The sequence below is a fragment of the Tessaracoccus pujii genome (assembly GCF_055326215.1).
Genome location: NZ_JBUZNP010000004.1, coordinates 351,348 through 373,803, shown reverse-complemented (window position 1 = coordinate 373,803; position 22,456 = coordinate 351,348). Strand labels below are relative to the sequence as shown.

The 22,456-nt window shown below is 71.6% G+C and carries 23 protein-coding genes; 15 read left to right on the top strand and 8 right to left on the bottom strand.

Annotated elements, in window-relative coordinates; translation table 11 throughout:
• Positions 1-40 precede the first annotated feature (40 nt).
• The 7 genes from ACZK5N_RS08170 to ACZK5N_RS08140 all read right to left on the bottom strand — a co-directional run bounded on the left by ACZK5N_RS08170 (position 41) and on the right by ACZK5N_RS08140 (position 3,937).
• The gene (locus ACZK5N_RS08170; protein ID WP_459017621.1) at positions 41-676 is read right to left on the bottom strand and encodes an NUDIX hydrolase; all 636 of its coding nucleotides are present in this window, start codon (positions 674-676) and stop codon (positions 41-43) included.
• A complete protein-coding gene (locus ACZK5N_RS08165) occupies positions 673-1,278 on the bottom strand; it encodes a TlpA family protein disulfide reductase (RefSeq protein ID WP_463624798.1) in 606 nt (201 codons plus the stop codon). Before ACZK5N_RS08165 ends, ACZK5N_RS08170 begins: the two co-directional genes overlap by 4 nt.
• Before the next feature lie 10 nt (positions 1,279-1,288).
• The gene (nth, locus tag ACZK5N_RS08160) at positions 1,289-1,960 is read right to left on the bottom strand and encodes an endonuclease III (RefSeq protein ID WP_463624797.1); all 672 of its coding nucleotides are present in this window, start codon (positions 1,958-1,960) and stop codon (positions 1,289-1,291) included.
• A complete protein-coding gene (locus ACZK5N_RS08155; RefSeq protein ID WP_463624796.1) occupies positions 1,960-2,418 on the bottom strand; it encodes a RidA family protein in 459 nt (152 codons plus the stop codon). The genes nth and ACZK5N_RS08155 overlap by 1 nt, the downstream gene beginning before the upstream one ends.
• Positions 2,415-2,576 carry a Sp36 family protein gene (gene sp36 / locus ACZK5N_RS08150; RefSeq protein WP_459017617.1) on the bottom strand — a complete coding sequence of 54 codons (162 nt, stop codon included), beginning with the start codon at positions 2,574-2,576 and terminating at the stop codon, positions 2,415-2,417. The genes ACZK5N_RS08155 and sp36 overlap by 4 nt, the downstream gene beginning before the upstream one ends.
• 49 nt (positions 2,577-2,625) lie before the next feature.
• The gene (locus ACZK5N_RS08145; RefSeq protein ID WP_463624795.1) at positions 2,626-3,120 is read right to left on the bottom strand and encodes a phage holin family protein; all 495 of its coding nucleotides are present in this window, start codon (positions 3,118-3,120) and stop codon (positions 2,626-2,628) included.
• Between the two features lie 73 nt (positions 3,121-3,193).
• On the bottom strand, positions 3,194-3,937 hold the full coding sequence (locus tag ACZK5N_RS08140; RefSeq protein WP_463624794.1) for a class I SAM-dependent methyltransferase: 744 nt from the start codon (positions 3,935-3,937) through the stop codon (positions 3,194-3,196).
• Positions 3,938-4,051: 114 nt separating this feature from the next.
• Between ACZK5N_RS08140 and ssd the strand changes: the two genes are divergently transcribed.
• The 4 genes from ssd to ACZK5N_RS08120 are packed head-to-tail and all read left to right on the top strand — an operon-like array spanning position 4,052 to position 7,740.
• Positions 4,052-5,062: a septum site-determining protein Ssd gene (ssd, locus tag ACZK5N_RS08135; protein ID WP_463624793.1), complete on the top strand. Its 1,011-nt coding sequence runs from the start codon at positions 4,052-4,054 to the stop codon at positions 5,060-5,062.
• Positions 5,055-6,197, top strand: a complete 1,143-nt coding sequence (locus tag ACZK5N_RS08130; protein WP_463624792.1) for a TadA family conjugal transfer-associated ATPase — start codon at positions 5,055-5,057, stop codon at positions 6,195-6,197. The genes ssd and ACZK5N_RS08130 overlap by 8 nt, the downstream gene beginning before the upstream one ends.
• Positions 6,194-7,012 (top strand): type II secretion system F family protein, encoded by an 819-nt coding sequence (locus tag ACZK5N_RS08125; protein ID WP_459017612.1) that lies wholly within the window; start codon positions 6,194-6,196, stop codon positions 7,010-7,012. The genes ACZK5N_RS08130 and ACZK5N_RS08125 overlap by 4 nt, the downstream gene beginning before the upstream one ends.
• Complete coding sequence (locus ACZK5N_RS08120) at positions 7,009-7,740, top strand: type II secretion system F family protein (protein ID WP_463624791.1); 732 nt, start codon at positions 7,009-7,011, stop codon at positions 7,738-7,740. The genes ACZK5N_RS08125 and ACZK5N_RS08120 overlap by 4 nt, the downstream gene beginning before the upstream one ends.
• Before the next feature lie 2 nt (positions 7,741-7,742).
• On the opposite strand, the gene ACZK5N_RS08115 is transcribed toward ACZK5N_RS08120, so the two are convergent.
• Complete coding sequence (locus ACZK5N_RS08115; RefSeq protein ID WP_463624790.1) at positions 7,743-8,597, bottom strand: polysaccharide deacetylase family protein; 855 nt, start codon at positions 8,595-8,597, stop codon at positions 7,743-7,745.
• A gap of 324 nt (positions 8,598-8,921) precedes the next feature.
• Between ACZK5N_RS08115 and sftH the strand changes: the two genes are divergently transcribed.
• The 11 genes from sftH to ACZK5N_RS08060 all read left to right on the top strand — a co-directional run bounded on the left by sftH (position 8,922) and on the right by ACZK5N_RS08060 (position 22,355).
• Complete coding sequence (sftH, locus tag ACZK5N_RS08110) at positions 8,922-11,273, top strand: DNA 3'-5' helicase SftH (RefSeq protein WP_463624789.1); 2,352 nt, start codon at positions 8,922-8,924, stop codon at positions 11,271-11,273.
• 38 nt (positions 11,274-11,311) lie between these two features.
• Positions 11,312-11,515, top strand: coding sequence for a DUF4244 domain-containing protein (locus ACZK5N_RS08105; protein ID WP_459017608.1), 204 nt, complete (start codon positions 11,312-11,314; stop codon positions 11,513-11,515).
• Positions 11,516-11,524: 9 nt separating this feature from the next.
• A complete protein-coding gene (locus tag ACZK5N_RS08100; RefSeq protein WP_459017607.1) occupies positions 11,525-11,884 on the top strand; it encodes a TadE family type IV pilus minor pilin in 360 nt (119 codons plus the stop codon).
• Positions 11,881-12,243, top strand: coding sequence for an Rv3654c family TadE-like protein (locus ACZK5N_RS08095; RefSeq protein WP_463624788.1), 363 nt, complete (start codon positions 11,881-11,883; stop codon positions 12,241-12,243). Before ACZK5N_RS08100 ends, ACZK5N_RS08095 begins: the two co-directional genes overlap by 4 nt.
• 74 nt (positions 12,244-12,317) lie before the next feature.
• A complete protein-coding gene (mgrA, locus tag ACZK5N_RS08090) occupies positions 12,318-13,367 on the top strand; it encodes an L-glyceraldehyde 3-phosphate reductase (protein WP_463624787.1) in 1,050 nt (349 codons plus the stop codon).
• 32 nt (positions 13,368-13,399) lie between these two features.
• Entirely contained in the window at positions 13,400-14,872 is a 1,473-nt protein-coding gene (locus tag ACZK5N_RS08085) for a methyltransferase (protein WP_463624786.1), read from the top strand.
• Between the two features lie 142 nt (positions 14,873-15,014).
• Complete coding sequence (topA, locus tag ACZK5N_RS08080; RefSeq protein WP_463624785.1) at positions 15,015-17,681, top strand: type I DNA topoisomerase; 2,667 nt, start codon at positions 15,015-15,017, stop codon at positions 17,679-17,681.
• Between the two features lie 48 nt (positions 17,682-17,729).
• Positions 17,730-19,115, top strand: a complete 1,386-nt coding sequence (locus ACZK5N_RS08075) for a hypothetical protein (protein ID WP_463624784.1) — start codon at positions 17,730-17,732, stop codon at positions 19,113-19,115.
• Complete coding sequence (tmk, locus tag ACZK5N_RS08070; protein WP_463624783.1) at positions 19,112-19,735, top strand: dTMP kinase; 624 nt, start codon at positions 19,112-19,114, stop codon at positions 19,733-19,735. The genes ACZK5N_RS08075 and tmk overlap by 4 nt, the downstream gene beginning before the upstream one ends.
• Before the next feature lie 52 nt (positions 19,736-19,787).
• Complete coding sequence (locus tag ACZK5N_RS08065; RefSeq protein ID WP_463624782.1) at positions 19,788-20,936, top strand: DNA polymerase III subunit delta'; 1,149 nt, start codon at positions 19,788-19,790, stop codon at positions 20,934-20,936.
• 81 nt (positions 20,937-21,017) lie between these two features.
• The gene (locus ACZK5N_RS08060; RefSeq protein WP_463624781.1) at positions 21,018-22,355 is read left to right on the top strand and encodes a DoxX family membrane protein; all 1,338 of its coding nucleotides are present in this window, start codon (positions 21,018-21,020) and stop codon (positions 22,353-22,355) included.
• The last annotated feature ends 101 nt before the right edge of the window (positions 22,356-22,456 follow it).

Below are 22,456 nucleotides of genomic sequence, written 5' to 3'. Positions count from 1 at the left end.
CGGCTTGCCGTGCGCCGGTGTCGTCTCTCATGGATCACCGCTAGTCGCGCATGTAGCGCGCCGGGATGCCGGAGACCCGGTCGCGGTCCCATGGCTGCGCCCATCCACCCAGATCCAGCACCCAGTCCACCAGGTGCGCGGTCAGCCCCCAGATGAACTGGGCACCCATCACGAACGCCGGCCCTTCGAAGCCGCTCGGGTGGCGAGCCGTCACGCGCACAGCAGGGGAGGCCAGCTCCGCCACGGTGAAGGCGTGCACCGCGCCCGTCTCCGCGGGGTCGCGCGGCTCCAAGGGGTGCCCACCCGGCCAGACCGCCACCACCGTCGTCACGTCGTAGCGGGAGGCCGGCACCCAGAGCGGTGGGAGTTCGCCCAGCACTGAGACGTGTTCGGCCGCCAGTCCGATCTCCTCGTCCGCCTCCCGGAGCGCCGTGTGGCGGCGGTCGGTGTCCGTCGGGTCGACGGCGCCCCCAGGCAAGGCGATCTGACCGGCGTGGCGACGCATCGTCTCGGCCCGCGTCACGAAGGTGAGCGAGGGATCGGCGTCGTCGGAGAACAGCATGAGGACCGCGGCCGCCCGCTCACCCCGCGGCGTGCGGTCGAGGTGGAGGTGGCGCGCCGTCGGCCCGTGCACCAGGGCGCGGCACAGCTGCTCGAAGGACTCGGGGTGCCTCATCCCGCACCCAGATACTCGTCTGTGAGGTCCACCAGTTGCTGCGTCGAGGCAAGGGGGCCGGCATGCACCCCGGCGATCCGGCCCTCGGCGTCGATGAAGTACGTGGTGGGCAGCCCCGGGACCCGCAGGTCCACCTGAAGGGACCTGTCCTCGTCCACGACGTGGGGGTACAGCCAGCCGGCGAGCCCGGCGAACTCGATCGCCCAGTCCGGTTTGGGGTCGTTGTAGTTGACGCCGATGAAGCTGACCCCCTCGAGCTTGGTGACTCCTTCGCGCAGGAAGGGAGCCTCCTCGCGGCAGGGTCCACACCACTGGGCCCAGAGGTTGAGAATCGTGGGGGTGCGCGGCAGGCCCGCGAGGTTCACCGTCGTGTCGCTGCCCAGACACTGCAGGCTGGTCCGGGGCAGTCCGTCGGCGGACTGCGGCGCGTCCGGATCCGTCGCCGGGCAGTCGGGAAGGCCGAACTGGACCCGCAGGGCCGCCAGGTCCGCCGGCGCCGCGGGGGTGGCGACGGGATCCGGTGTGGGGGCGGTGACCGCAGGGGAGCAGGCGGCCAGCGCGAGTGTCGCGGCGAGCGTCGCACGGAGCAGCAGGGAGGTCACCGGAACGAGATTACCCGCGCGGCTCGCGGATGAGGCCGGCGGCGATGGCTGGATCCTGTTCGCCGAGGGTACGGCTGGGGCACAGGTCACGGACTGGACAGGCTCCGCACGCGGGACGCCGCGCGTGGCAGCAGCGGCGCCCGTGCCAGATCACACGGTGGCAGAGCATCACCCACTCGTCAGGCGGAAACAGGGCCCCGACGTCGCGCTCCACGTCGTCGGGCCTGGTGCTCGCGCTCCACCCGAGCCGTCCCGACACCCTGATGAGGTGCGTGTCGGGCGTGACCCCGGGCACCCCGAAGGCGTTGCCGAGCACCACGTTGGCCGTCTTCCGGCCCACCCCGGGAAGCGTCACCAATTCCTCAAGGGTGCCCGGGACGCGCCCGTCGAACTCGTCGACGATCCTCCGGGCGAGGCCGATGATGGCGGTGGTCTTGTTGCGGAAGAAACCCACCGGCCCGATGAGGGACTCGACCGTCGCGCGGTCCGCCTCCGCGAGCGCTGCGGGGGTGGGGTACCGGCCGAAAAGCGCGGGCGTGACCGAGTTGACGCGCCGGTCCGTGGACTGGGCGGACAGGACCGTTGCCACGAGCAGTTCGAACGGCGTGTCGAAGTCCAGCTCGCACCGCGCGTCGGGATAAGCCTCTGCGAGGGCCCGGTGGACGTCGGCCGGCCGCTCCATCAGACCTCGACGATGAGCTCGACCTCGACGGGCGCGTCCAAGGGCAGTACCGAGACGCCCACCGCCGAGCGGACGTGGGCGCCGGCTTCGCCGAACACCTCGCCGAACAGGGTGGAGGCACCGTTCGCGACGGCGGGTTGCCCGCTGAACGCCGGCTCGCTCGCCACATAGACCACAACCTTGACCACGCGTCGGATCTGGTCCACGCCGCCCGCCAGCGCCGCGGCGGCGGCCAGCGCATTGAGTGCTGCGACGCGCGCTGCCGCGGCGCCCTCCTCAGCTGTGACGCCCGCGCCCAGCTTGCCGGTGAGGGGGAGCTCCCCTGCGACGCTGGGCAGCTGCCCGGAGGTCCAGATCTGATCGCCCACGCGGGTGGCCGGGACATACGCCGCCACGGGCGTGGCGACGGGTGGCAGGTCGATGCCCAGCTCGGTCAGGCGGATTGAGGGAGCCGTCATGCGCCGCTGGCGGGGCGCTTGAAGTAGCCGACGAGGGTGTCGGGGTTGGGGCCCGGGGCCAGCTGGATGAGTTCCCAGCCCTCCGAGCCGAAGTTGTTGAGGATCTGCTGCGCCACGTGCGACAGGATCGGGGCCACGAAGTATTCCCACTTGGTCATGGGCCCAAGCCTGCCATGTCGGGGGCGGCTCGCGAACCAGGCGGCGCGCCTATGGTCGCCCGAGGTTGCTCTCGCGGTCCGCGTCGCGGAACTTCGGAAGGTCAGCGGGCCTGATGACGACCTCGCTGCCCTGGGTGCGCGAGGCGATGGCCGCGACGACGGCGTCCAGCGTGGCCTTGGCCTCGAGGATCGTGGCCTCGGGCTTCCTGACCTGCCGGAACTTGTTGCGCCCCAGGACGGCCAGCACCCCGGCGATGATGAGTGAGATGAGGACGCTGGCGAGGAAACCGAGCGTGAACGAGGACCACGGACCCAGGGGTGTGACGGCGTAGAGCAGCAGCCCCACGGCCAGTGCGATGAGGATGACGAGCATCCAGATGGCGTGGAACGCGAACAGCGCGGCACCGGCGAAGAGACCGGCACCGAAGCCCGCGGCCTTGGCGGCGGGCTTGAGTTCGGCCGCCGCCAGCTCCGACTCGCGGGCGACGAAGTCCGAGACGGCGTCCTTGATGTCTGTCAGGGGGTGGCTGGGCTCAATACGCATGGTGCTCCTTTCGGCACTCGCCAGCCTAGTGGCAGCACGCGCCGCCTGGGGTGGCGATCGGACTTACCAGGGGCTACAGCTGGATCGCCAGGGCGTTGTCGGGCAGGACGACGGGGGCGGTCAGCTCCTCGTGGCTGACCCAGGCGCGCGCACACAGCAGCTGGAACGGGAGCCTCAGGCTCTCACTCGGACGCACCGCCCCGTCGTAGAGCTCGGCCACCTGGCGCAGGAGCTGCGCGAGCTGAGTCTCGTCGAGGTTGGCGGCCAGCGGTTGGGCCCGCACCAGGCTCTGGAGGTCATCCCGCGTGACGGTCTGCCATACCCGGAAGGCGCGCTCCTCGACCTCCGGGAAGTACTTGCTGGCACCCAGCTCGGCCAGGCTGTGATGCCCGTAGTCGCCCTTCATGGCCATCGGGTCGAACCGACGCAGCAGCGCGGCCAGCCGACGCACCCACGGGACCGAGTCGTCGCGGACCAGGTAGGAGGCGCTCAGGCAGCCGCCCGGCCGCAGGACGCGGGCGATCTGGGCGAGCGCCTGCCCCAGGTCGTAGTGGTGCAGGCCCTGGTGGACGAATGCCACCTCGACGGCGCACGGGTCCATGGGAATGGCCTCGGGGCGCGCCAGTATCGGAGTGACGTTGCGGATGGCGTGCAGGCGGCGCACGCGGGCCACGTCGTCGGTGAGGGCGAAGAGTGAGTGGCCGGCATCCGTCAGCCGCCGCGCGAGGTGCGGTTCGGGGTTGAGCGCCAGAGCGCGCACACCGTGCCACACCGCCAACCAGTCCAAGGCCTCGGTGGGGAGGGTGGTACGGCTCATGGGGTCCTTCCGGGGTAGATCGAGTCAAGGGTAACCGGACCCCGCCCGCCACGGGTTCTCCACAGCGCGCAGCACACCTGGGAAACGGCGGCGATCCCGTGCGATCAAGGTGTCATGGAGACGCCCGTGCGTGTGCTGCTGTGTGCCAAGGATCCGTCGGTGATCGAGGCCGTCGAGGTGACGGCGGCCGCCCTGGAGCTTCCCGTCCAGGTGGCGCGGGACGCGGACTCCGTGGGGGCGCACTGGGCGGCGGCCGGGCTGCGGCTCGTCTCCACCGAGGTCGCGGCCAGGTGGTCGTCGGCGCCCGCGGGGAGGGCCTACCTGGTGGGCACGTCGCCGGCTGAGCTGGCCCGCTGTTCCGCGGAGCTGGAGCTGCCGGTGCTGCCGCTCCCGGACACCGGCGGCCGGTTGGCCGCTGTCCTGGCCCGGGCCCGAACAGCGGAACGTCAGCGAGGGTCGACGGTGGCGTTGGTCGGCGCCACGGGAGGCCTGGGCGTCAGCACGTTGGCCCTGGCACTCGGCCTCACCGGTGCGCGCCAGGCCATGGGATCTGCGGTGGTGGACCTGGCGGCGAGCAGCGGCGGGCTGGACCTCGCCGTCGGCGCGGAGGCCGTGGAGGGCGTCCGCTGGGCGGACCTGGCCGGTGCGCACGGGGAACTGGGCGAGGTGGCGGCGCGTCTGCCGGCGGTGGCGGGTATGGCACTCCTGGCGCAGTCCCGCCAGGATCCGGGACCCCCGTCGCCGGGTTCCGTCTCCGCGGTGGTGTCCGCCCTGGCGCGCTCCCACCGTCTCGTGGTGCTGGACTGCGGCCGTGACCCCGCGCCCCTTCCCGTGGATCACACGGTCCTGGTGGTGGGGGCAGACGTCCGCTCCGTGGCCGCGGCCAGGATGTTGGGCGAGACGCGGGGGGTCACGCCAAGCGCCATCGTGGTACGGCACGGCCCCGGTCGCACCCTGCCCGAGCAGGTGATCTGCCGCACTCTCGTGGCGCGCAGCCTCGGCCGCATCGATCAGCATCGCGCCCTCCCGCGCCTCGCCGAACTGGGCCTGCATCCTGTGGGCGGGCCGGCCCGGCGTTACGCCGCCCAGGTGGCGGCCGTCCTCAGGGAACTCACCCGTGGTTGACGTGGACCTGGACCAGGTGCAGGTCCACCTGGCGGCTCTGGGCCGGCCGTACGCCCCCGTGGACGTGGCCTCCGCGCTCCGCTCCATGGGGGTCGCGGTCACGGATGCCGCCGTGCACGAGGTTCTTGCGGACCTTCGTCGCAACAGCGTGGGCGCCGGACCGCTCGACGAGCTGCTGCGCCACCCCGGGGTCTCCGACGTGGTGGTCAACGGCCCCCGTGACGTGTTCGTGGATCGCGGATCCGGGCTCGAGCGGGCTGACCTGGCCTTCGTGGACGACGAGCAGGTGCGGCGTCTCGCCATCCGCCTGGCTGCAGCGGCGGGGCGGCGGCTGGACGACGCGGCACCCTTCGTCGACGGACGGCTGCCTGGAGGGGTACGGCTCCACGCCGTCCTCGCCCCGGTGTCCGCCCCAGGGACCTGCCTGTCGCTGCGGGTCCCGGCGGCCAGGACCTTCTCCCTGGCGGACCTCGTGGCGGCCGGCTCGCTGCCGGAGGCGGGGGCCCAGCTACTCCGGGACGTGGTCCGCAGGCGGGTGCCGTTTCTCATCTCGGGTGGTACCGGCACAGGCAAGACCACGCTCCTGGCCGCCATGCTGGCGCAGGTGCCGGCAACGGAGCGGATCGTGCTCGTGGAGGATGCCCGGGAGCTCATCCCCGATCATCCGCACTGTGTGCGGCTGGAGGCCAGGCCGGCAAACGCCGAGGGGGCAGGGGCCATCACTCTGACCATGCTTGTGCGCCAGGCGCTGCGCATGAGGCCGGACCGGGTGGTGCTGGGTGAGGTGCGCGGCGCGGAGTTGACGGACCTGCTCACCGCCCTGAACACCGGTCACGAGGGCGGCTGTGGGACGGTGCACGCCAACTCGGTCGCGGACATCCCGGCACGGCTCGAGGCCCTCGCGGCGCTCGGCGGGATGAGCAGGGAGGCGTGCCACGCGCAGGTTGCGTCGGCGCTCAAGGTGGTCATCCACGTGACCCGGGAGAGCAGCGGACGCAGGAGGGTGGCGCAGGTGGGTGTCTTTCTTCGCGGGGCGGACGCGATGGTGGAGATCCTGCCCGCCGCCACTCTCACCGACGGGGGCCTCACCTTCGGCGCGGGGGCCGATCTGCTTCTGGAGGCGGTGGGGGGATGATCCCGGCCGTCCTCACCGCCGCGCTCGCCGCCGCCATGATGATGGGGCCACCGCCGGCCGGCGCCGAATCCCGGTTGATCCCGTCGCGGGTCAGGCGGCGCGGGCATCCGTCCGTGGGGTGGACCGTGCTCGCGCTCCTGCTGCCGGTGGTCGTCGCGGGCGTGTGGGGCGTCAGAGTCACGGGGTGGGTCGTGTGCGTGGGGGTGGCGGCGGGCACGGTGGCGTGGGTGATCGCGGGCAGACGTCGTCGACGCCGCGAAGCATCGGCGGCGGAGGACTGCGCCCAGGCGGCCCGCGCCCTTGCGTCGTTGCTGCGGGCGGGCAACATCCCGCACCAGGCTTTGGCGGAGGCCGCCACGGACTTCCCCGTGCTGGCGTCGGCGGCTTCGGCGGCCAGGCTGGGCGCGGACGTCGCCCGTGAGCTGGACCGGGCCGCATCCCGCCCGGGCCTGAGCGGGATGCGTCCGGTCGCGGCCGCGTGGCGGCTCAGCGAGCGGACGGGGGCCCCCATCGCCGGCGTCCTCTCAGGGGTGGCTGAGACCCTGCGCAGGCAGCGCCAGGTCGAGGCGGTCGTGGAGACCGAACTTGCGGCTGCGCGGACGAGCGGCCACATCATGGCGGCGCTACCGCTGCTCGCGGTCGGGCTGGGGCTGGTGGCCGGCGTCAACACGCCGGAGTTCCTCCTGACCGAGCCGTTGGGGCAGCTGTTGACGGTGGCAGGCGTGCTGCTCACTGCCGCGGGAGTGCTCTGGGTGGAGGCGCTGGCTCGGCCAGGCCCACGTGGGGGAGCCCAGACCCGGCGGAGCGACAGATGATGAGCACCCTCGTCCTCGCCGCGCTCGCGGCCGCCATCGCGTCGTGGCTGGTCCTCGCCTCGCCGTCGGAGCGCCTCGCATCGCTCAGCGCCCCCCTTGGTGTCCCCGTGAGGCTGGCGGCAGCGCGGCCAGGGGCACCGTCGGCGCGGCAGCGTGCGGCCGTGGGGGCCGGGGTCCTGCTGGTGAGCCTGCTCATTCTGGATGTCGGACCGGGCCTGAGTGCCGGGGCACTGCTCGGCGGCCTTACCTTCTGGGGCCTGGGTTTCGCCGCGCCGAGGCCGGATTGGGCCGTTGCGGCGGACGAACTCCCCGATGCCCTGGACTTCCTCTCGGTCTGTCTGCGCGTCGGCCTCCCCACCTCCCGCGCGGTGGCGGACGTGGCGGGGGTGTCGCCGCCCACCACGCGTCGGCTCCTCGAGCGCGTCGGGGCGGAGCTGGCGTTGGGGAGGGCGGGGCCGGACGCCTGGCAGCCGCTCCGCGGACATCCCGTCTGGGGGCGCCCTGCCATGGACATCATGCGGGCCGAACGGTCAGGGACGTCGCTGGTGGGGATCCTGACCGACCACGCCGAGGACGCGCGGCAGGGGATGCGGGACAGGGCCGCCAAGCGGGCCCGCACCGTTGGTGTGCGGTCTGTCGTCCCATTGATGGCCTGCTTCCTCCCAGCGTTCATGGCCGTGGGCGTCGTGCCGATCATCGCCAGCCTGATGCAGGGGTTCTTCGGATGAGTTCAGGGGGCGTCGTCGAGGAGGTCCGGCAGGGTGGCGAAGCCGTATCCGCGGGCGTGTAGATCGCTGATGATGCCTGGGAGGGCGTCCGAGTCCAGCGTGGAGCCGTCCTCCGGGTGGGCGCCCACGTGCATCAGCACGACGGCACCCGGCTGCAGCCGGTCCAGGATCCGCTGGCGGACGACGGCGGTGGTGATGCCCCCGCTGGTGCCCTTCCATCCCAACGTGTCCACGGTCCATCGGACCGGGATGTAGCCGGCGCCGTTGACCACCCGGATGTCGAGGTCGGCGACATCGCCGTACGGGAAGCGGAACAGGGGCTTGGTGGTGGTGCCGGTCAGTGCGGAGATGCTCCGTTCGGCGGCGGTCAGCTGGGCGCGGATCTCCTCGTTCGTGATCCGCGTGAAGTACGGGTGCGTGTCACTGTGATTGCCCACCGGATGGCCGGCGCGGTCCATCGCCCGGACGGCATCGGGGTAGGCCCGCGCGAACTGGCCCGTGACGAAGAAGGTGGCGGGTACCCCGTGGGCGGCCAGCGTGGCCAGGATCGGCGTCACGGCGTCCGCGGAGGCGCCGCCGTCGAAGGTGAGGGCCACCACCCTGCGTTGAGTGGTGAACACCTCGATGTCCTGCCCCGCCCACAGCTGCACGAGGGTCGCGGGGGCCGGGGGAGTGGTTGTCAGCGTCGGGCGGGGTGTGCTGGTCGACGGCGTGGCGGTGGTCTCGGTGCGCGTCGACGACGGGGCGGCGGAAGCCGTGACTTTCGTGGTGGAGGCAGCTGCCGAACTCGTGGTGGGCGTGACCGTCGGGCGGGCGGTGCTGGGACTGTGCGTCGCGGGTCCGTCGCTGGTGGGCACCTGGGAGGGGGAGAGAGTCGGCGTCGGGGGGAGCGGGGAGGCGGGAGCGGAGGGTTGCTGGGAGGTGGGCACAGGAGAAGGGGCCGCGGGCGTGACGGGCGACGGGCCACAACTCAGGAGGCCGAGGGCGAGCACCATCGCCCCGGCCGCCGTGCCGAGCCGAACTCGGCGGTGGACGGGCCCGCACTGGCCGACCGACCGGAACACTGCCCCGCCTCCCTGTTGCCTCGCATTCTACTCGCGCAAGCCCACCCCAGTGGGGTGACTGGGGTCGGCGTCGGGGCGCGTTGTGGAAGTGTCAGCCGTCGCTGGCACAGTGGTGGTGTGAAGTTCGGCTGGGTGAGCGCCAGGGACGAGGCAGTCGCCGTCTCGCTGCGGGAGCCTGCCGCGGGCCGGACATCACGGTGGCCGGACTGGCTCTCATCCGAGGCTGTGGAGCGGATCCAGCGCTCGGGGGTCCCTGCGCCCTGGGAGCACCAGGTGGACTTCGCCCAGGCGCTGTTCGAGGGCAGGCACGCCATCGTCTGCACCCCCACCGGGTCAGGCAAGACCCTCGGGTACCTGATGCCCATCATCGCCGCCACGGCAGAGGGCCGGCTCGGCGTTACCGTGGACTCCACGCGGGCCCGCCTCAGCTCGCGTCACACCGCGGTGTACCTGGCTCCTACGAAGGCCCTCGCGCACGATCAGGCGCGGGCGGCCGCGGCAGTGGGTCCGCAGGGGTGGCGGATCGGCGCCCTGGACGGTGACTCGGACGAGGCGGAGCGCAGATTCGCCAGGGAGCATGCGGATCTGGTGCTGACCAACCCGGACATGTTGCACTTCTCGGTGCTTCCCGGCCACCAGAGGTGGGCGTCGTTCCTCGGGTCGTTGCGCTACATCGTCGTCGACGAGGCCCACCGCTACCAGGGCGTCTTCGGGGCCCACGTGGCCCAGGTGATCCGGCGGCTGAGGCGGCTGGCTGCGCAGTACGGCGCGGACCCGGTCGTCGCGCTGTCCTCGGCCACCGCCCCCAACGCGGGCGAGTTCGCCGGCACGCTCATCGGCGCGGACCATGTGCAGGTCATCGACCGGGACGCGTCTCCGAGCGGTCGACGTACCGCGGTGCTGTGGCGTCCCGCGTCGTCGCTGCGCGCCGCCACCGCCGAATTGCTGGCCCGGCTCACCGATGACGATGCCCAGACCATCGCGTTCGTGCCGTCGCGCCAGGGCGCGGAACTGGTTTCGCTCGCGGCCCAGGAGCTCTCGGCGGAGCCCACCCGGATCGCCTCGTACCGCGGCGGGTACCTCGCGGTGGACCGGCGTTCCCTGGAAGCCGGGCTGCACAGCCGGGAGCTGCGCGGCCTGGCCAGCACCAACGCGTTGGAGCTCGGGGTGGATGTGGCGGGCATGGACGCCGTGCTGGTGTCCGGCTATCCGGGCAAGCTGTCCTCCTTCTGGCAGCAGGCCGGCCGCGCAGGACGCCGGGGTCAGGAATCGCTGGTGGTGCTCCTGGCCAGGGAGGACCCGTTGGACGCCTACCTCCTCGAGCATCCGGAGCTGGTGTTCGAGGCGTCCGTGGAGCGGGCGGTGCTGCATCCGGAGAACCCGAGGGTGCTCGGCCCGCACCTGGCGGCGGCGGCGCAGGAGCTTCCCCTGTCAGACGAGGACGCCAGGTGGTTCGGCCCGACGGCACCCGTGGTCGCCCGGGCGCTGGCGCAGCAGGGCGTGCTGCGGGCGCGGCGCGACAGGTTCTTCTGGACCCGCCCGGATCGCGCGGTGGACTTCATCAACCTCAGGTCCATGGGAGAGCGCCCGGTGGACATCATCGAGCGGACCACGGGCAGGGTCGTGGGGATGGTGGACGCGGCTGCGGCGGACCGCACGGTGCACCCCGGTGCGGTCTATCTCCACCAGGGCGAGAGCTTCACCGTCGAGGAGCTGGACCTGGGCGAGCACCAGGCGATGGTCGCATCGTCGTGCCCCCGCTACTACACCCAGGCCCAGTCGTCGTTCGACATCGAGGTGGTGCGGGAGGAGGCTCGGCGGACGCTGGGTGCCACCTGGGTCAGCCGGGGAGAGGTGCGGCTGGACTCCCAGGTGACCGGTTACCTCCGTCGCGACGAGGTCACCCACGACGTCTGGGATTCCACGCCGCTGGACCTGCCGCTGCACCGCATGACCACGCAGGCGGTGTGGTGGACGGTGCCCGCGTCGTTGGCCGGCCGCCTCGGCTGGGCCGAGCTGCAGATGGGGGCCGCGGCGCACGCCATGGAGCACACCGCCATCGGGCTCCTGCCGGCGTTCGCCCCGTGTGACCGGTGGGACATCGGCGGAGTGAGCACGGCGCTTCACCCGGACACGGGGCTCCCGACGGTGTTCGTCCACGACGGCATGTCCGGCGGGGCCGGGTTCGCCTACCGAGGCTTCGAGGCAGCTGAGCAGTGGCTGGGCGCCACCCTGGACCGTCTCACCCGATGCGCCTGCGAGGCGGGTTGTCCTGCCTGCGTGGTCTCGCCCAAGTGCGGCAACGCGAACCAGGTGCTCAACAAGGCCGACGCCGCCGAGTTGTTGGCGCTCCTGCTGGATGAGACCCCGTCCCGTCATCCACAGCCATCGGTGTTGTCCGTCGCGTCCATCCACAACCTCGGGGCCCGCACGGGAAATGGTGAGATGGCCGGGCGATCAAGGGGCTGACCGGCTGAGAGGCGGCCGGCACACCGAAAGGACGCCCCATGGCACACCCCGTCCCGAGCCGAGCAGGTCGCGCCCGCGCGTTGGCGCAGCGCGGACTCACCACCGTCGAGTACGCCCTCGGGCTGCTCGCCGCCGCCACAGTGGCCCTCGTGCTGCTGCGGATCTTCGGAGACAACACCTTCTACAAGACCCTTTTCGACTGGGTGATCAACGTGTTCACCACCGTCGCGAACGGTGGGTGACCCGGCTCCATGAGCAGGCAGCGGAGGCCCCGGCGCGGCTCGCGGGGGATGGTGACCGTCGAGCTGGCCATCGGGCTGGTGACGGCGGTGACGCTCACCGCGTGTCTCGTCGGGCTCTCCCTGTTGGGCGTGGCGCAGGCGACGGTGGCGGAATCCAGCGCCCAGATCGCACGTCAAGCGGCCCGAGGCGACGACGCGTCGCTCCAGGAGGCCAGGGCACGGGCGCCGCGCCGGTCCACGATCGACGTGAGCACCGATCGGGCGGGGGTGAGTGTCACGGTCGCCATGGCGCTCGAGGTCCCAGGCCTGGGCCCCCTCAGCGTGACATCCACGGCGTGGGCCGCCTACGAGCCGGGGGTCGGCCCATGACGTGGCGCGGTGACCAGCGCGGGGCGGCCGGTTCGGCGCTGGTGGCCGGGGTGTGCCTGGTCCTCGTCTCGGTGTTCATGGCGGGCGCCGTTCTCATCCAGTGGTTCTATCTCGCCCGCCGCGCCGAACACACCGCGGAGCTGGCAGCCCTGGCTGCGGTGAGTGCCGCGGTCGAGGGCAGCTCCGCCTGTGGGGCTGCGGGCGAAGCCGCCCGCCGCAACCACGGGACCGTCACCGGTTGCGAGGTGGCGGTGTCGGGCAGGGCGGTGGTCGTGCAGGTCACCGTCGGCGTTCCCCTGGAACCAAGGGTTCCGTGGGGGCCGTCGCGGCTCACCAGGTCGGCCACGGCCGGCACCTGAGCCGGCCGGATGGGCGTGGCGGTCGTGGATCCCCGTCCCCGGCAGGCGCCGTGCCGCGGCGATACAGTGCTGGTATGACTTACATCGCCGCCGAAGACCGCTATTCCTCCATGCCGTACCGACGCCTGGGCGCGTCAGGTCTCAAGCTCCCCGCGATCTCGCTGGGCCTGTGGCACAACTTCGGCGACGACTTCCCCCTGCAGACCCAGCGCCGGATCCTGCGCCGCGCCTTCGACCGCGGCGTCACGCACTTCGATCTGGCGAACAACTACGGGCCGCCCTACGGCGCGTCCGAAACCAACTTCGGTCGGATCATGGCCGAGGACTTCGCCCGCTACCGCCACGAGCTCGTCATCTCGTCCAAGGCGGGCTGGGACATGTGGCCCGGCCCCTACGGGTTCGGAGGCTCCAGGAAGTACCTGCTCAGCTCGCTCGACGACTCCCTCACGCGCATGGGGCTGGAGTATGTCGACATCTTCTACCACCACCGCCCGGATCCCGAGACGCCCCTGGAGGAGACCATGGCGGCCCTGGACCAGGCGGTCCGCTCGGGCAAGGCGCTGTACGCGGGCATTTCGTCGTACTCGGCCAAGCTCACCGCGGAGGCGCAGCAGATCGCGCGCTCCCTCGGCACCCCGCTGATCATCCACCAGCCGTCGTACTCCGTGCTCAACCGGTGGGTCGAGCAGGGTGAGCCGAGCCTGTTGGAGGCCTGCCAGGCCGCGGGCATGGGCGTCATCGCTTTCTCGCCGCTGGCCCAGGGCATGCTGACGGACCGCTATCTCGACGGGATCCCCTCGGATTCGCGCGCCGCGCAGGGCAAGTCCCTGGACACGGGACTCCTCACCGAGGAGAACATCGACCACCTGCGGGCGCTCAACGACATCGCGCAGGCCCGCGGCCAGAGCCTCGCCCAGATGGCGATCGCCTGGGCACTTCGCGATCAGGGCGAGGCCTCCGTCACCTCCGTCGTGCTCGGCGCCTCCTCGGTGCAGCAACTCGACGCAAATCTCGACGCGCTGGGCGTCCTGGACTTCACCGCGGAGGAACTCTCCGCCATCGACCAGCACTCGGTCGTCGAGGGCGTCAATCTCTGGCAGGGGGCCACCGACTCGGTCCGGTGACCGCCAGGGCATGGGCGCCTAGGATGGCGTCCATGCCTCTCGATGCCTCCGCCCTGCGCGCCCGCCTGGTGGCGGCGGACTTCACCGTCGACGCGGTCCTCGGGCGGATCGGCGAGGCGGGGCAGGACGGTCTGGGGCGAAACTCGACGGTCCCCGCCGACGTGGCGCTCGGTGAGGCCTCCGACCCGCTGTCCACTCTGATCCGGCTGTTCGTGCTCCAGCAGCCCGTCGACGCGGACCAGCTCGCCGAGGCAGTCGACGTGTCGGCCATGCAGGCGGCCGGGTACCTGGAGACGCTCACCGGGGGCCGGATGCGGGCGCTGGTCGACATCCGTCCCTACGGCTCCCCGGACGACGGCGCGTCCGGGTGGATCGTCGCGGATCCCACGCCGGGGATGGACGGCGAGACGGCCCCGACGCGCCCGGACTACGTGCTGGGCGTGTCGCCGGCGTCGAGCACGCTGGCGCAGATCACCCCCCGCGAGCGGGTGGGCTCCGCGCTGGACCTGGGCACCGGGTGTGGCGTGCAGTCGCTGCACCTGGCGCGGCACGCGTCCCGGGTGGTGGCCACCGACGTCAACCCCCGGGCGCTGGAACTGGCCCGTCTCACGGCAGAGCTCAACGGGGTGGCCCTCGATCTGCGCGCGGGCTCGTTGTACGACCCGGTGCAGGGCGAGCGCTTCGACCTCATCGTGTCCAACCCGCCGTTCGTGATGAGCCCGCCCACTCACGAGGCGGACACCTTGACCTACCGTGAGGCCAACTTCGAAGGGGATTCCCTCGTCGAGACGCTGGTGCGTGGGGCCGCGGACCACCTCACCCCGGGCGGCAGCCTCCAGCTGCTCACCAACTGGGCCATCCTCGACCAGCCGTGGGAGGACAGGCTCCGCGGCTGGATCCCAGCCGGGTGCGACGCGTGGGTCATCGAGCGTGAGCGGCTGGGCATCTTCTCCTATATAGAGATGTGGCTGACCGACGCCGGGTTGGTGGGCTCCCCGCGATGGCGCGGGGCCTATGACGAGTGGCTCCGCTACTTCGACAGGCTCGGGGTGCGGGCCGTCGGCATGGGGTGGATCCTGGTCACCAGGGCGGGCCGGGACGAGCCGCATCTGCGCCTCGAGACCTGGCCCCACGCCGTGGCGCAACCCGTCGGCGCGGTGTTCGGCCGGCACGCGGGCGCCGTCACGGCCGCGACACTCGCGCTGCGCGAACTCCTTGCCACCCGCCCCCGGCTCGTCGACGTGGACCAGGAGGCCATTGGGCGTCCCGGGGCTGAGGATCCTGAGCACATAGTCTTCCGCCAGAGCGTCGGGCTGCGGCGCGCCATCAAGGCGGACACGGCCCTGGCCGCTGTGCTGGGCGCCCTCGACGGAGATCTCACCGTCGCCCAGGTGCTCGGTGCCGTCGCACAGGTCCTCCAGACCGACGCGTCGGACCTGGCCGCCGCCGTCGTGCCGGAGCTCCGCACGGCGCTGCTCACTCAGATGCTGCGCATCGGCCAGTGACGAGCGGGACATCCCGCCTGGCACGTCCGCGCAGGAGACAGCGGCATTGCGCACATGCCTGACGCCGACGCCCGGTGGCACGGCCGGATTGACAGCGCAGGCTATTGTTCGAGGAGTTTCCGACCGGAGGGCTGATTCACCCATGGCTTCAAAGCGTCTCGTGATCGTCGAGTCGCCGACCAAGGCGACCAAAATCGCCGGCTTCCTCGGCTCCGACTACATCGTCGAGTCCAGCCGTGGTCACGTCCGCGACCTTCCCACCTCGGCCGCCGAGGTTCCCGCCAAGTACAAGGGCGAGAAGTGGGCGCGCACCGGCGTCAACGTCGACAACGACTTCCAGCCCATCTATGTCGTGTCCCCGGACAAGAAATCCACCATCAGAGATCTGAAGTCCAAGCTCGCCGGCGTCGACGAACTCCTGCTGGCCACCGACGGTGACCGTGAGGGCGAGGCCATCGCGTGGCACCTCATGGAGGAGCTGAAGCCGAAGGTCCCGGTGAAGCGGATGGTGTTCCACGAGATCACCAGGTCCGCCATCGCCGAGGCGGTGACCAATCCCCGTGAACTGGACGTCGATCTGGTCGACGCGCAGGAGACGCGCCGGATCCTGGACCGGTTGTACGGCTACGAGGTCTCGCCCGTGCTGTGGAAGAAGGTCATGCCACGGTTGTCCGCGGGCCGGGTGCAGTCCGTCGCGACGCGGCTGGTGGTGGACAGGGAGCGCGAGCGGATCGCGTTCGTACCGGCCTCGTACTGGGACCTCGACACCTACCTGGACGCGGGCCCCGACGCGGAACCGCGCACGTTTCCCGCCCGCCTGGCGACCGTCGGCGACGCCAAGGTGGCCCAGGGCCGCGATTTCAACGCCGCCGGCGAGCTGACCGCGCAGGACTCCCTCGTGCTCGACGAGGCCACCGCCCGGGCGCTGGCCGAGGCTCTCACCGCCGCGACCCTCGTGGTCGGCGCCGTCGAGGCCAAGCCCTACACGCGCAAGCCCTACGAGCCGTTCCGCACCACGACGCTGCAGCAGGAGGCCGGGCGGAAGCTCGGGTTCACCTCGGAGCGGGCCATGCGGGTGGCGCAGGAGCTGTACGAGAAGGGTTTCATCACCTACATGCGTACGGACTCAGTGACGCTGGCCGGGCAGGCCATCCAGGCCGCGCGGCAGCAGGTCAGGGAGCTCTTCGGCGAGGCGTACCTCCCCGCGCAACCCAGGGTCTACGCGTCGAAGGTGAAGAACGCCCAGGAGGCGCACGAGGCCATCAGGCCGGCCGGTGACACGTTCCGGCATCCGGACGAGACCGGCCTGGGGGGCGACGCGTTCAAGCTCTACCAGCTGATCTGGCGCCGCACGCTGGCCTCGCAGATGTCGGACGCGAAGGGCGAGTCGCTGACCATCCGGGTCGACGCTGCCTTCGCTCCGGTCCAGGTCGGGGCCGGCGCGGCGACGACGGCGGGGCTGGTGGCCTCGGGTCGTACCATCATCTTCCCCGGCTTCCTCAAGGCCTACGTGGTCAGTGTCGACGACGACTCGGCCTCGGACGATCAGCAGACCCGACTGCCCGTCCTGGAGCGGGGCCGGAGCCTCGAGGTGGCCAAGGTCGACGCGCTGGGCCACGAGACCCGCCCGCCCGCCCGCTACACCGAGCCGTCGCTGGTGGCGAAGCTGGAGGAGCTGGAGATCGGGCGCCCGTCCACCTACGCCTCCATCATCCGCACGATCACAGCGCGGGACTACGTGTTCAAGAAGGGGTCCGCGCTGGTTCCGACGTGGCTGGCGTTCGCCGTCACGCGGCTACTGGAGGAGCACTTCTCGGAGCTGGTGGACTACGCGTTCACCGCGCAGCTCGAGGATCAGCTCGACGAGATCGCGGCAGGCAAGGCCAAGCGCCTCACCGTGCTGTCGGACTTCTACCGCGGCCCGGAGGGCAGCTCGCACCACGGTCTGGAGACCCTGGTCACCGAGCTGGGCGAGATCGACGCCCGCGCGCTGTCCACCTTTGCGCTGCGCGACTCGGGCATCGATGTGCGGGTGGGCCGGTACGGCACCTACGTCGAGTCCTCGGACGGCCGCCGGGCCAACGTGCCCGAGGATATGGCCCCGGATGCGTTGACCGTCGAGGTGGCCGAGGAACTGCTGAGCAGGCCGCTCGACGAGGAGCGCGAGCTCGGCGTCGATGAGGCCACCGGCACCATGATCGTGGCGAAGAACGGCCGGTACGGGCCCTACGTCACGGAGGTGCTGCCGGAGGATTCCCCGAAGTCGGCCAAGCCGAGGACGGGGTCGCTCTTCTCGTCCATGTCGCTGGACTCCATCGACCTGCCCACCGCGCTCCTGCTGATGAGCCTGCCCCGCGTGGTGGGGGTGGACCCGGACGGCACCGAGATCACGGCGCAGAACGGCCGCTACGGTCCGTACCTCAAGCGCGGCACGGACTCCCGTTCCCTGGCCGCTGAGGATCAGATCTTCTCCATTTCCCTGGAGGAGGCGCTGGCCATCTACGCGCAACCGAAGACGCGCGGGCGGGCTGCCGCCGCGGCGCCGCTGAAGGAGTACGGTGCGGACCCGGTGTCCGCGAAACCGGTGGTGCTGAAGTCCGGCCGGTTCGGTCCCTACGTCACCGACGGCGAGACCAACGCCACGCTGCGGCGCGACGACGACCCGGAGGCGATCACCCCCGAGCGGGCCTTCGAGTTGATCGCGGAGAAGCGGGCCAAGGGCCCGGCGAAGAAGCCTGTGGCCAAGAGGGCGACGACCGCACGCAAGCCTGCGGCCAAGAAGCCGGCAGCCGGCGCCAAGAAGGCGTGAGCGGCACCGTCGGCTCTGGCCGCGGGCTCGCGCCACTAGGGTTGCCCCATGGCTAAGAAGCGACGCGCCGTGCTCCGGCTGGAGGTCCCGTTCACCTCTGATCCGCCACGGCTGACGTCGGACGCCGTCGGCCTGCCGCGCATCCTCCGTCGCCCGGCCGCGTCGTACACGATGGACGTGACCGTGCTCGACGTCAGCGACGCCAGGCTCCTCCGGGCGGGCGTGATCGTGGCGCACCGGGTGATCGACGGCATGGGCGAGTGGTACCTGTCGGCACCGGCCTGGGCACCGCACCTGCCCGCCGAACAGGTGGTGCCGCTTGGCGCCTCGGGTGATCTTCCGGAGCACTACGCGCGCATGCTCCGGCCTCTGGTCAGACGTGGGGTGCTGGGCACCATGGCCGCGCTGCACTGTGAGCGCGACGAGTGGGCGCTGCGGACCACAGAGGGCAGGATCGCGGCCGTGGTCCGCGACGAACGGGTCCGGGTCCGGCGCAGCGGCATCACCGTCGCCCGCTACCGCGAAGTCACCATCACCCCCACCGAACATCTGACGGGCCAGCAGCGCGATTTCCTGGTCAGCGCCGCGATGTCGGTCAACGCGACCGTTGTGGACCATTACCCCACCATCCAGCAGCGACTCGGTGCCCCGGCGACGGGGCTCACCAGCTTCCCCCGCCCCCGCGAGATCCGTCGCGACTTCTCGCTGGAGGAGTTCGTCGGCGCCGTGTTCGCTGAGCACCTCCACAGCCTCGTGCGGGCGGACCTGGCGCGCCGTGCCGCAGAGAGCGACGACCTGGCGGACCTCAACGCAAGGCTCTGGGCCTTCGGCCGCGACCTTCGCGGTCTGGCCCCGGTGCTGGAGCCGTCCTGGCGCGAGGCCACCGAGCGGGCGCTGGCGGGACTGCCGTACTCGTCGCCGGCGGAGATCGAGACACCCATGCTGGACGTCATCGACTCCCTCGTAGGCGCCGTAAGAGCGCCGCGCCTGGGGGATCTCGCGCACAAGCAGGCCGGGGAACTGCTCTACGAGCGCGCCGAGCAGGCCACGTTCATTCTCGCGGACCGCTGTCGCGCCCTGGCGGTGGACTCCCCGGACGACAAGTGGCAGGGGGCCCTGCGTGCCGCCGAACAGCTCGAGGTGGTGGTCGCGGTGGCGTCCCCGCTGTTCCCCAAGGTGGTCACCAGGTTCCTGCGCCGACTGGCGGACGTGACCCAGGATCTGCGTCGCTGTGCCCTCGGCGCTTTCGTCGGCGATCCGGCGCTGGACGGGCTGAGCGCCACCCAGGCCTTCAGCCTGGGGCGTGACGCCGAGCGGAAACGTCACCAGGTGCGGACGCAGCGTGAGGCCTTCATCGAGCGGTGGCCCGAACGCGTCGCCGAGGCCCGCAAGCTCATGAAGCGAGCCGGGAAGAGTCAGGTCGGGAAGAAATGATGGGCCTGTTCATCGTCTTCGAGGGAGGCGACGGCGTGGGCAAGTCCACGCAGGTGGAACGCCTGTCCCGGTGGCTCGAGGGTCGCGGCGTGGGTCACGTCGTCACGAGGCAGCCGGGCGGCACGCAGGTGGGGACCGAGCTGCGGCGCCTGGTGCTGGACCCGGCGATGGGCCACGTGGACGCGCGCGCCGAGGCGCTCATGTACGCCGCTGACAAGGCCCAGCACGTCTTCGAGCTGATCGGGCCCGCGTTGGAGCGCGGCGACGTGGTGGTGTGCGACCGCTATGTCGATTCCATGATCGCCTATCAGGGGGCGGGTCGGGCGCTGGACATCGACGAGGTCGGCAGGATCGCCTGGTGGGCCGTGGGTGGGCTCACGCCGAACCTCACGGTGCTGCTCGACACGGACCCGTCCCTGGCCATGGAGACCATCGCGGACAAGGACCGGCTCGAAGGTGCGGGGATCGGGCTGCACCTGCGCGCCCGCCAGTTCTTCCTCGATCTGGCCGCCGCGGCCCCTGAACGCTATCTCGTCCTGGACGCCCGGGCGACGCGTGAGGCGTTGGCCACCGCCATAGCCGACCGCGTGGGTGCCATGCTCGGGGGTGACGCGGCCTGAGGGACGCGCCCGCCCGAGCGAACCGTCGGCGGGCCATGGCAGGATGGCGGCCATGGGTGACGTCTTCTCTGAGCTGATCGGGCAGGAGCGCGCCGTCGCCACCCTCCGTCGGGCCGTGGAGGGGCGCCGTCACGCCATGACGCACGCCTGGCTGTTCGTCGGCCCCCCGGGATCGGGCAGATCCAACGCGGCCAAGGCGTTCGCCGCCGCACTGCAGTGCGCCAAGGGCGGCTGCGGGCAGTGCGTGGACTGTCGCACCACTCTGACCGGCGCGCATCCGGATGTCACGCTGCTGCGCACGGAGCAGCTGTCGATCGGGGTGGACGAGGTGCGCGCGCTCGTGGGCCGGGCGGGGGTCATGCCCGTCAAGAACCAGTACCAGATCGTGGTGGTGGAGGACGCGGACCGCATCACTGAGAGGGGCGCCGACGCGCTGCTCAAGGGGCTGGAGGAGCCGGCGCCGAGAACGGTGTGGCTGCTCTGCGCGCCGAGCGCGGACGACGTGATCATCACCATCCGGTCACGCTGCCGGGCCATCAAGCTGGTCACCCCCGGCGACGATGCGGTGACGGAACTCCTGGTTACCCGTGACGGGATCTCCCCCGCCTTGGCCGCGCACGCCGCCCGCGCCGCGCAGGGGCACGTCGGTCGCGCGCGCATGCTGGCCCGGTCGGAGGACGCCCGGATCCGCCGCCGGGAGATCCTCTCCTTGCCCCGGAAGCTGACCTCGGTCACGGCCTGCCTGGACGCGGCGGACAATCTCGTCTCCTCCAGCGGGGAGGAGGCGGCTCAGGCCACGGCGGAACTCGACGCGAAGGAGATGGCCGCCCTGCAGGGGGCGTTGGGCGTGGGCGGGCGGGGTGCCAAGCCGCGCAACGCGCAGGCCGCCATCCGGGAGCTTGAGGAGCAGCAGAAGGCCCGCGGTAAGCGGCTGCAGCGCGACGCGCTGGATCGCGTCCTCACGGAACTGACCGGGTACTACCGCGACGTCCTTGCCAGGCAGACGGCGCCGGACGTGCCCCTGGTCAATGCCGATCTCGCGGACGAGATCGAGCCGGCCGCGCGGCGGTCCACCCCGGAGCAGACGATCCGAGCCCTGGATGCCATCCTCCAGGCGCGCACGGCCCTCGAGGGCAACGTGGCCCCTCTGTTGGCGTTGGAGGCGCTGCTCATCAGCATTTCGCTGGCCGCGCGGACCTGACCCCCTCGGGCGTGTCCTCGGCACACCCCTGCCACCGGGTGCCAAGATGGAGCGCAAGACTGCCCACGGATAGGGGAACTGATGTCCAACAACGATTGGGTCCAGCAAGGCACACCTCGCGACGAGGAGTGGACGGCCGAGGAGGACGACTACGGCGTGCCTGTGGAGCCAGCCGAGTGGGATGACTACGCATCGGAGCAGACCGTGCCCGTGCCCCCCGCACCCAGCCAGCCCGCAGCCGAGGCACGCCCGCCGGAGGAGAGCGGCGGGGGGCCCTCCGCCGAACCGCCGGTGGACGACGCCTCGCCAGAGCCCGCCGTCCACGAGCCTGCCGGGGACCAGTGGGCGGAGACCGGGGTCCATGACGCTGAGGCCCCGGCCGCGGACGCGGGCGAGGCGGAGGTCCACGGCGAGGATCACGCCGAGGGGCAGCCCGTCGAGGACGCCCCGGAGTGGGACGAGGCCGCACCGGCGCCAGAGGCAGGGATGCCCGAGCCCGAGGCTGAGCCTGTCGCCGAATCAGAGCCTCAGCCTGCGTCGTTCGGCCACCCCGTGGAGCCCTTCGGATGGCCCGCAGACGCCGAGCCTGCGGGCCACACCGACCAGCAGGACACATCGGTGCCCGAGGCCGCGGAGGAGTCCGGGAGCGGTGACGGCGTGGAGGATCCTGACGCCACTCGGGCGATGCCTGTGGTGGCCGGCGGTGGCGCAGGTCAGGAAACCGCTGCAGCGGCGGGCGCGGCAGGCGGAGCCGCAGGCGCCGCCGCCCTGGCAGGGCTGTACCGGGCAGACCGCGCGGGTGCAGATGACACACAGGTGATCGAGGGCGCAGGCCGCCGCACCGTGGACGACGAGGTGGCCGAGGAGGAGCGGCTCGCGCACCAGTTGCGCGCCGAGAAGGAGGCGCGGGACCAGCGGCTGGGTCTGGTTCAGACCTCGGACGCCAACTCCGTGCGTGATCCCCGGCCGCTGCGCCGCAAGGGTGTGGGCGGCTTCGGCAGCTTCGGGCTCTTCGTCCTGCGGCTGGTGACCGCGGCCGTGCTGGGCGTGGTCGGCTACCAGGTGCTGAGCGACATCGACGCCACGGCCGAATTCCTGGGGCGCACTCTGATTCCTGAGCCGCGTCTCGTGGCCTGGATTCTCGGCTTCGGGCTGGCTGCGCTGGCCGTGCTCCTGGTGATCGGTCTGGCGGTCCGTGTGGTCGGTCTTCTGCTCGCATTCGTGGCCGTCGGCGCGCTCGCGTTCATCCGGTGGGGTCAGTTCAGCCCGTTCATCGACGGGATGGAGGGCTTCCTCGGGGACAAGGATCTCCTCCTCTTCGGCGTCGGGGTCCTGTTCCTCTCCCTCGGCGGCGGCCGGTGGGGCATCGACGGCGCCTTCTCGAAGGCCAGGGAGAACGCCCGCGAGGCGAAGCACTGAGCAGTGTCGGCCTCCGCGCTGAGCGGAGGCCGACGCCCGGGCCGTTTGGGCCGTTCACTAGGCTGACCTCATGGCACGGGTGATGGCTGTCGCCTTCGAGC

Coding starts and splice junctions, on each gene's coding strand:
- ACZK5N_RS08140 (WP_463624794.1), bottom strand. CDS start 3,937: ATGAGCCGTACCACCCTCCCCACCGAGGCCTTGGACTGGTTGGCGGTG.
- ACZK5N_RS08125 (WP_459017612.1), top strand. CDS start 6,194: ATGATCCCGGCCGTCCTCACCGCCGCGCTCGCCGCCGCCATGATGATG.
- nth (WP_463624797.1), bottom strand. CDS start 1,960: ATGGAGCGGCCGGCCGACGTCCACCGGGCCCTCGCAGAGGCTTATCCC.
- ACZK5N_RS08100 (WP_459017607.1), top strand. CDS start 11,525: ATGAGCAGGCAGCGGAGGCCCCGGCGCGGCTCGCGGGGGATGGTGACC.
- ACZK5N_RS08145 (WP_463624795.1), bottom strand. CDS start 3,120: ATGCGTATTGAGCCCAGCCACCCCCTGACAGACATCAAGGACGCCGTC.
- sp36 (WP_459017617.1), bottom strand. CDS start 2,576: ATGACCAAGTGGGAATACTTCGTGGCCCCGATCCTGTCGCACGTGGCG.
- ACZK5N_RS08155 (WP_463624796.1), bottom strand. CDS start 2,418: ATGACGGCTCCCTCAATCCGCCTGACCGAGCTGGGCATCGACCTGCCA.
- ACZK5N_RS08105 (WP_459017608.1), top strand. CDS start 11,312: ATGGCACACCCCGTCCCGAGCCGAGCAGGTCGCGCCCGCGCGTTGGCG.
- ACZK5N_RS08075 (WP_463624784.1), top strand. CDS start 17,730: ATGGCTAAGAAGCGACGCGCCGTGCTCCGGCTGGAGGTCCCGTTCACC.
- ACZK5N_RS08120 (WP_463624791.1), top strand. CDS start 7,009: ATGATGAGCACCCTCGTCCTCGCCGCGCTCGCGGCCGCCATCGCGTCG.
- ssd (WP_463624793.1), top strand. CDS start 4,052: ATGGAGACGCCCGTGCGTGTGCTGCTGTGTGCCAAGGATCCGTCGGTG.
- ACZK5N_RS08085 (WP_463624786.1), top strand. CDS start 13,400: ATGCCTCTCGATGCCTCCGCCCTGCGCGCCCGCCTGGTGGCGGCGGAC.
- topA (WP_463624785.1), top strand. CDS start 15,015: ATGGCTTCAAAGCGTCTCGTGATCGTCGAGTCGCCGACCAAGGCGACC.
- mgrA (WP_463624787.1), top strand. CDS start 12,318: ATGACTTACATCGCCGCCGAAGACCGCTATTCCTCCATGCCGTACCGA.
- ACZK5N_RS08095 (WP_463624788.1), top strand. CDS start 11,881: ATGACGTGGCGCGGTGACCAGCGCGGGGCGGCCGGTTCGGCGCTGGTG.
- tmk (WP_463624783.1), top strand. CDS start 19,112: ATGATGGGCCTGTTCATCGTCTTCGAGGGAGGCGACGGCGTGGGCAAG.
- ACZK5N_RS08065 (WP_463624782.1), top strand. CDS start 19,788: ATGGGTGACGTCTTCTCTGAGCTGATCGGGCAGGAGCGCGCCGTCGCC.
- ACZK5N_RS08170 (WP_459017621.1), bottom strand. CDS start 676: ATGAGGCACCCCGAGTCCTTCGAGCAGCTGTGCCGCGCCCTGGTGCAC.
- ACZK5N_RS08060 (WP_463624781.1), top strand. CDS start 21,018: ATGTCCAACAACGATTGGGTCCAGCAAGGCACACCTCGCGACGAGGAG.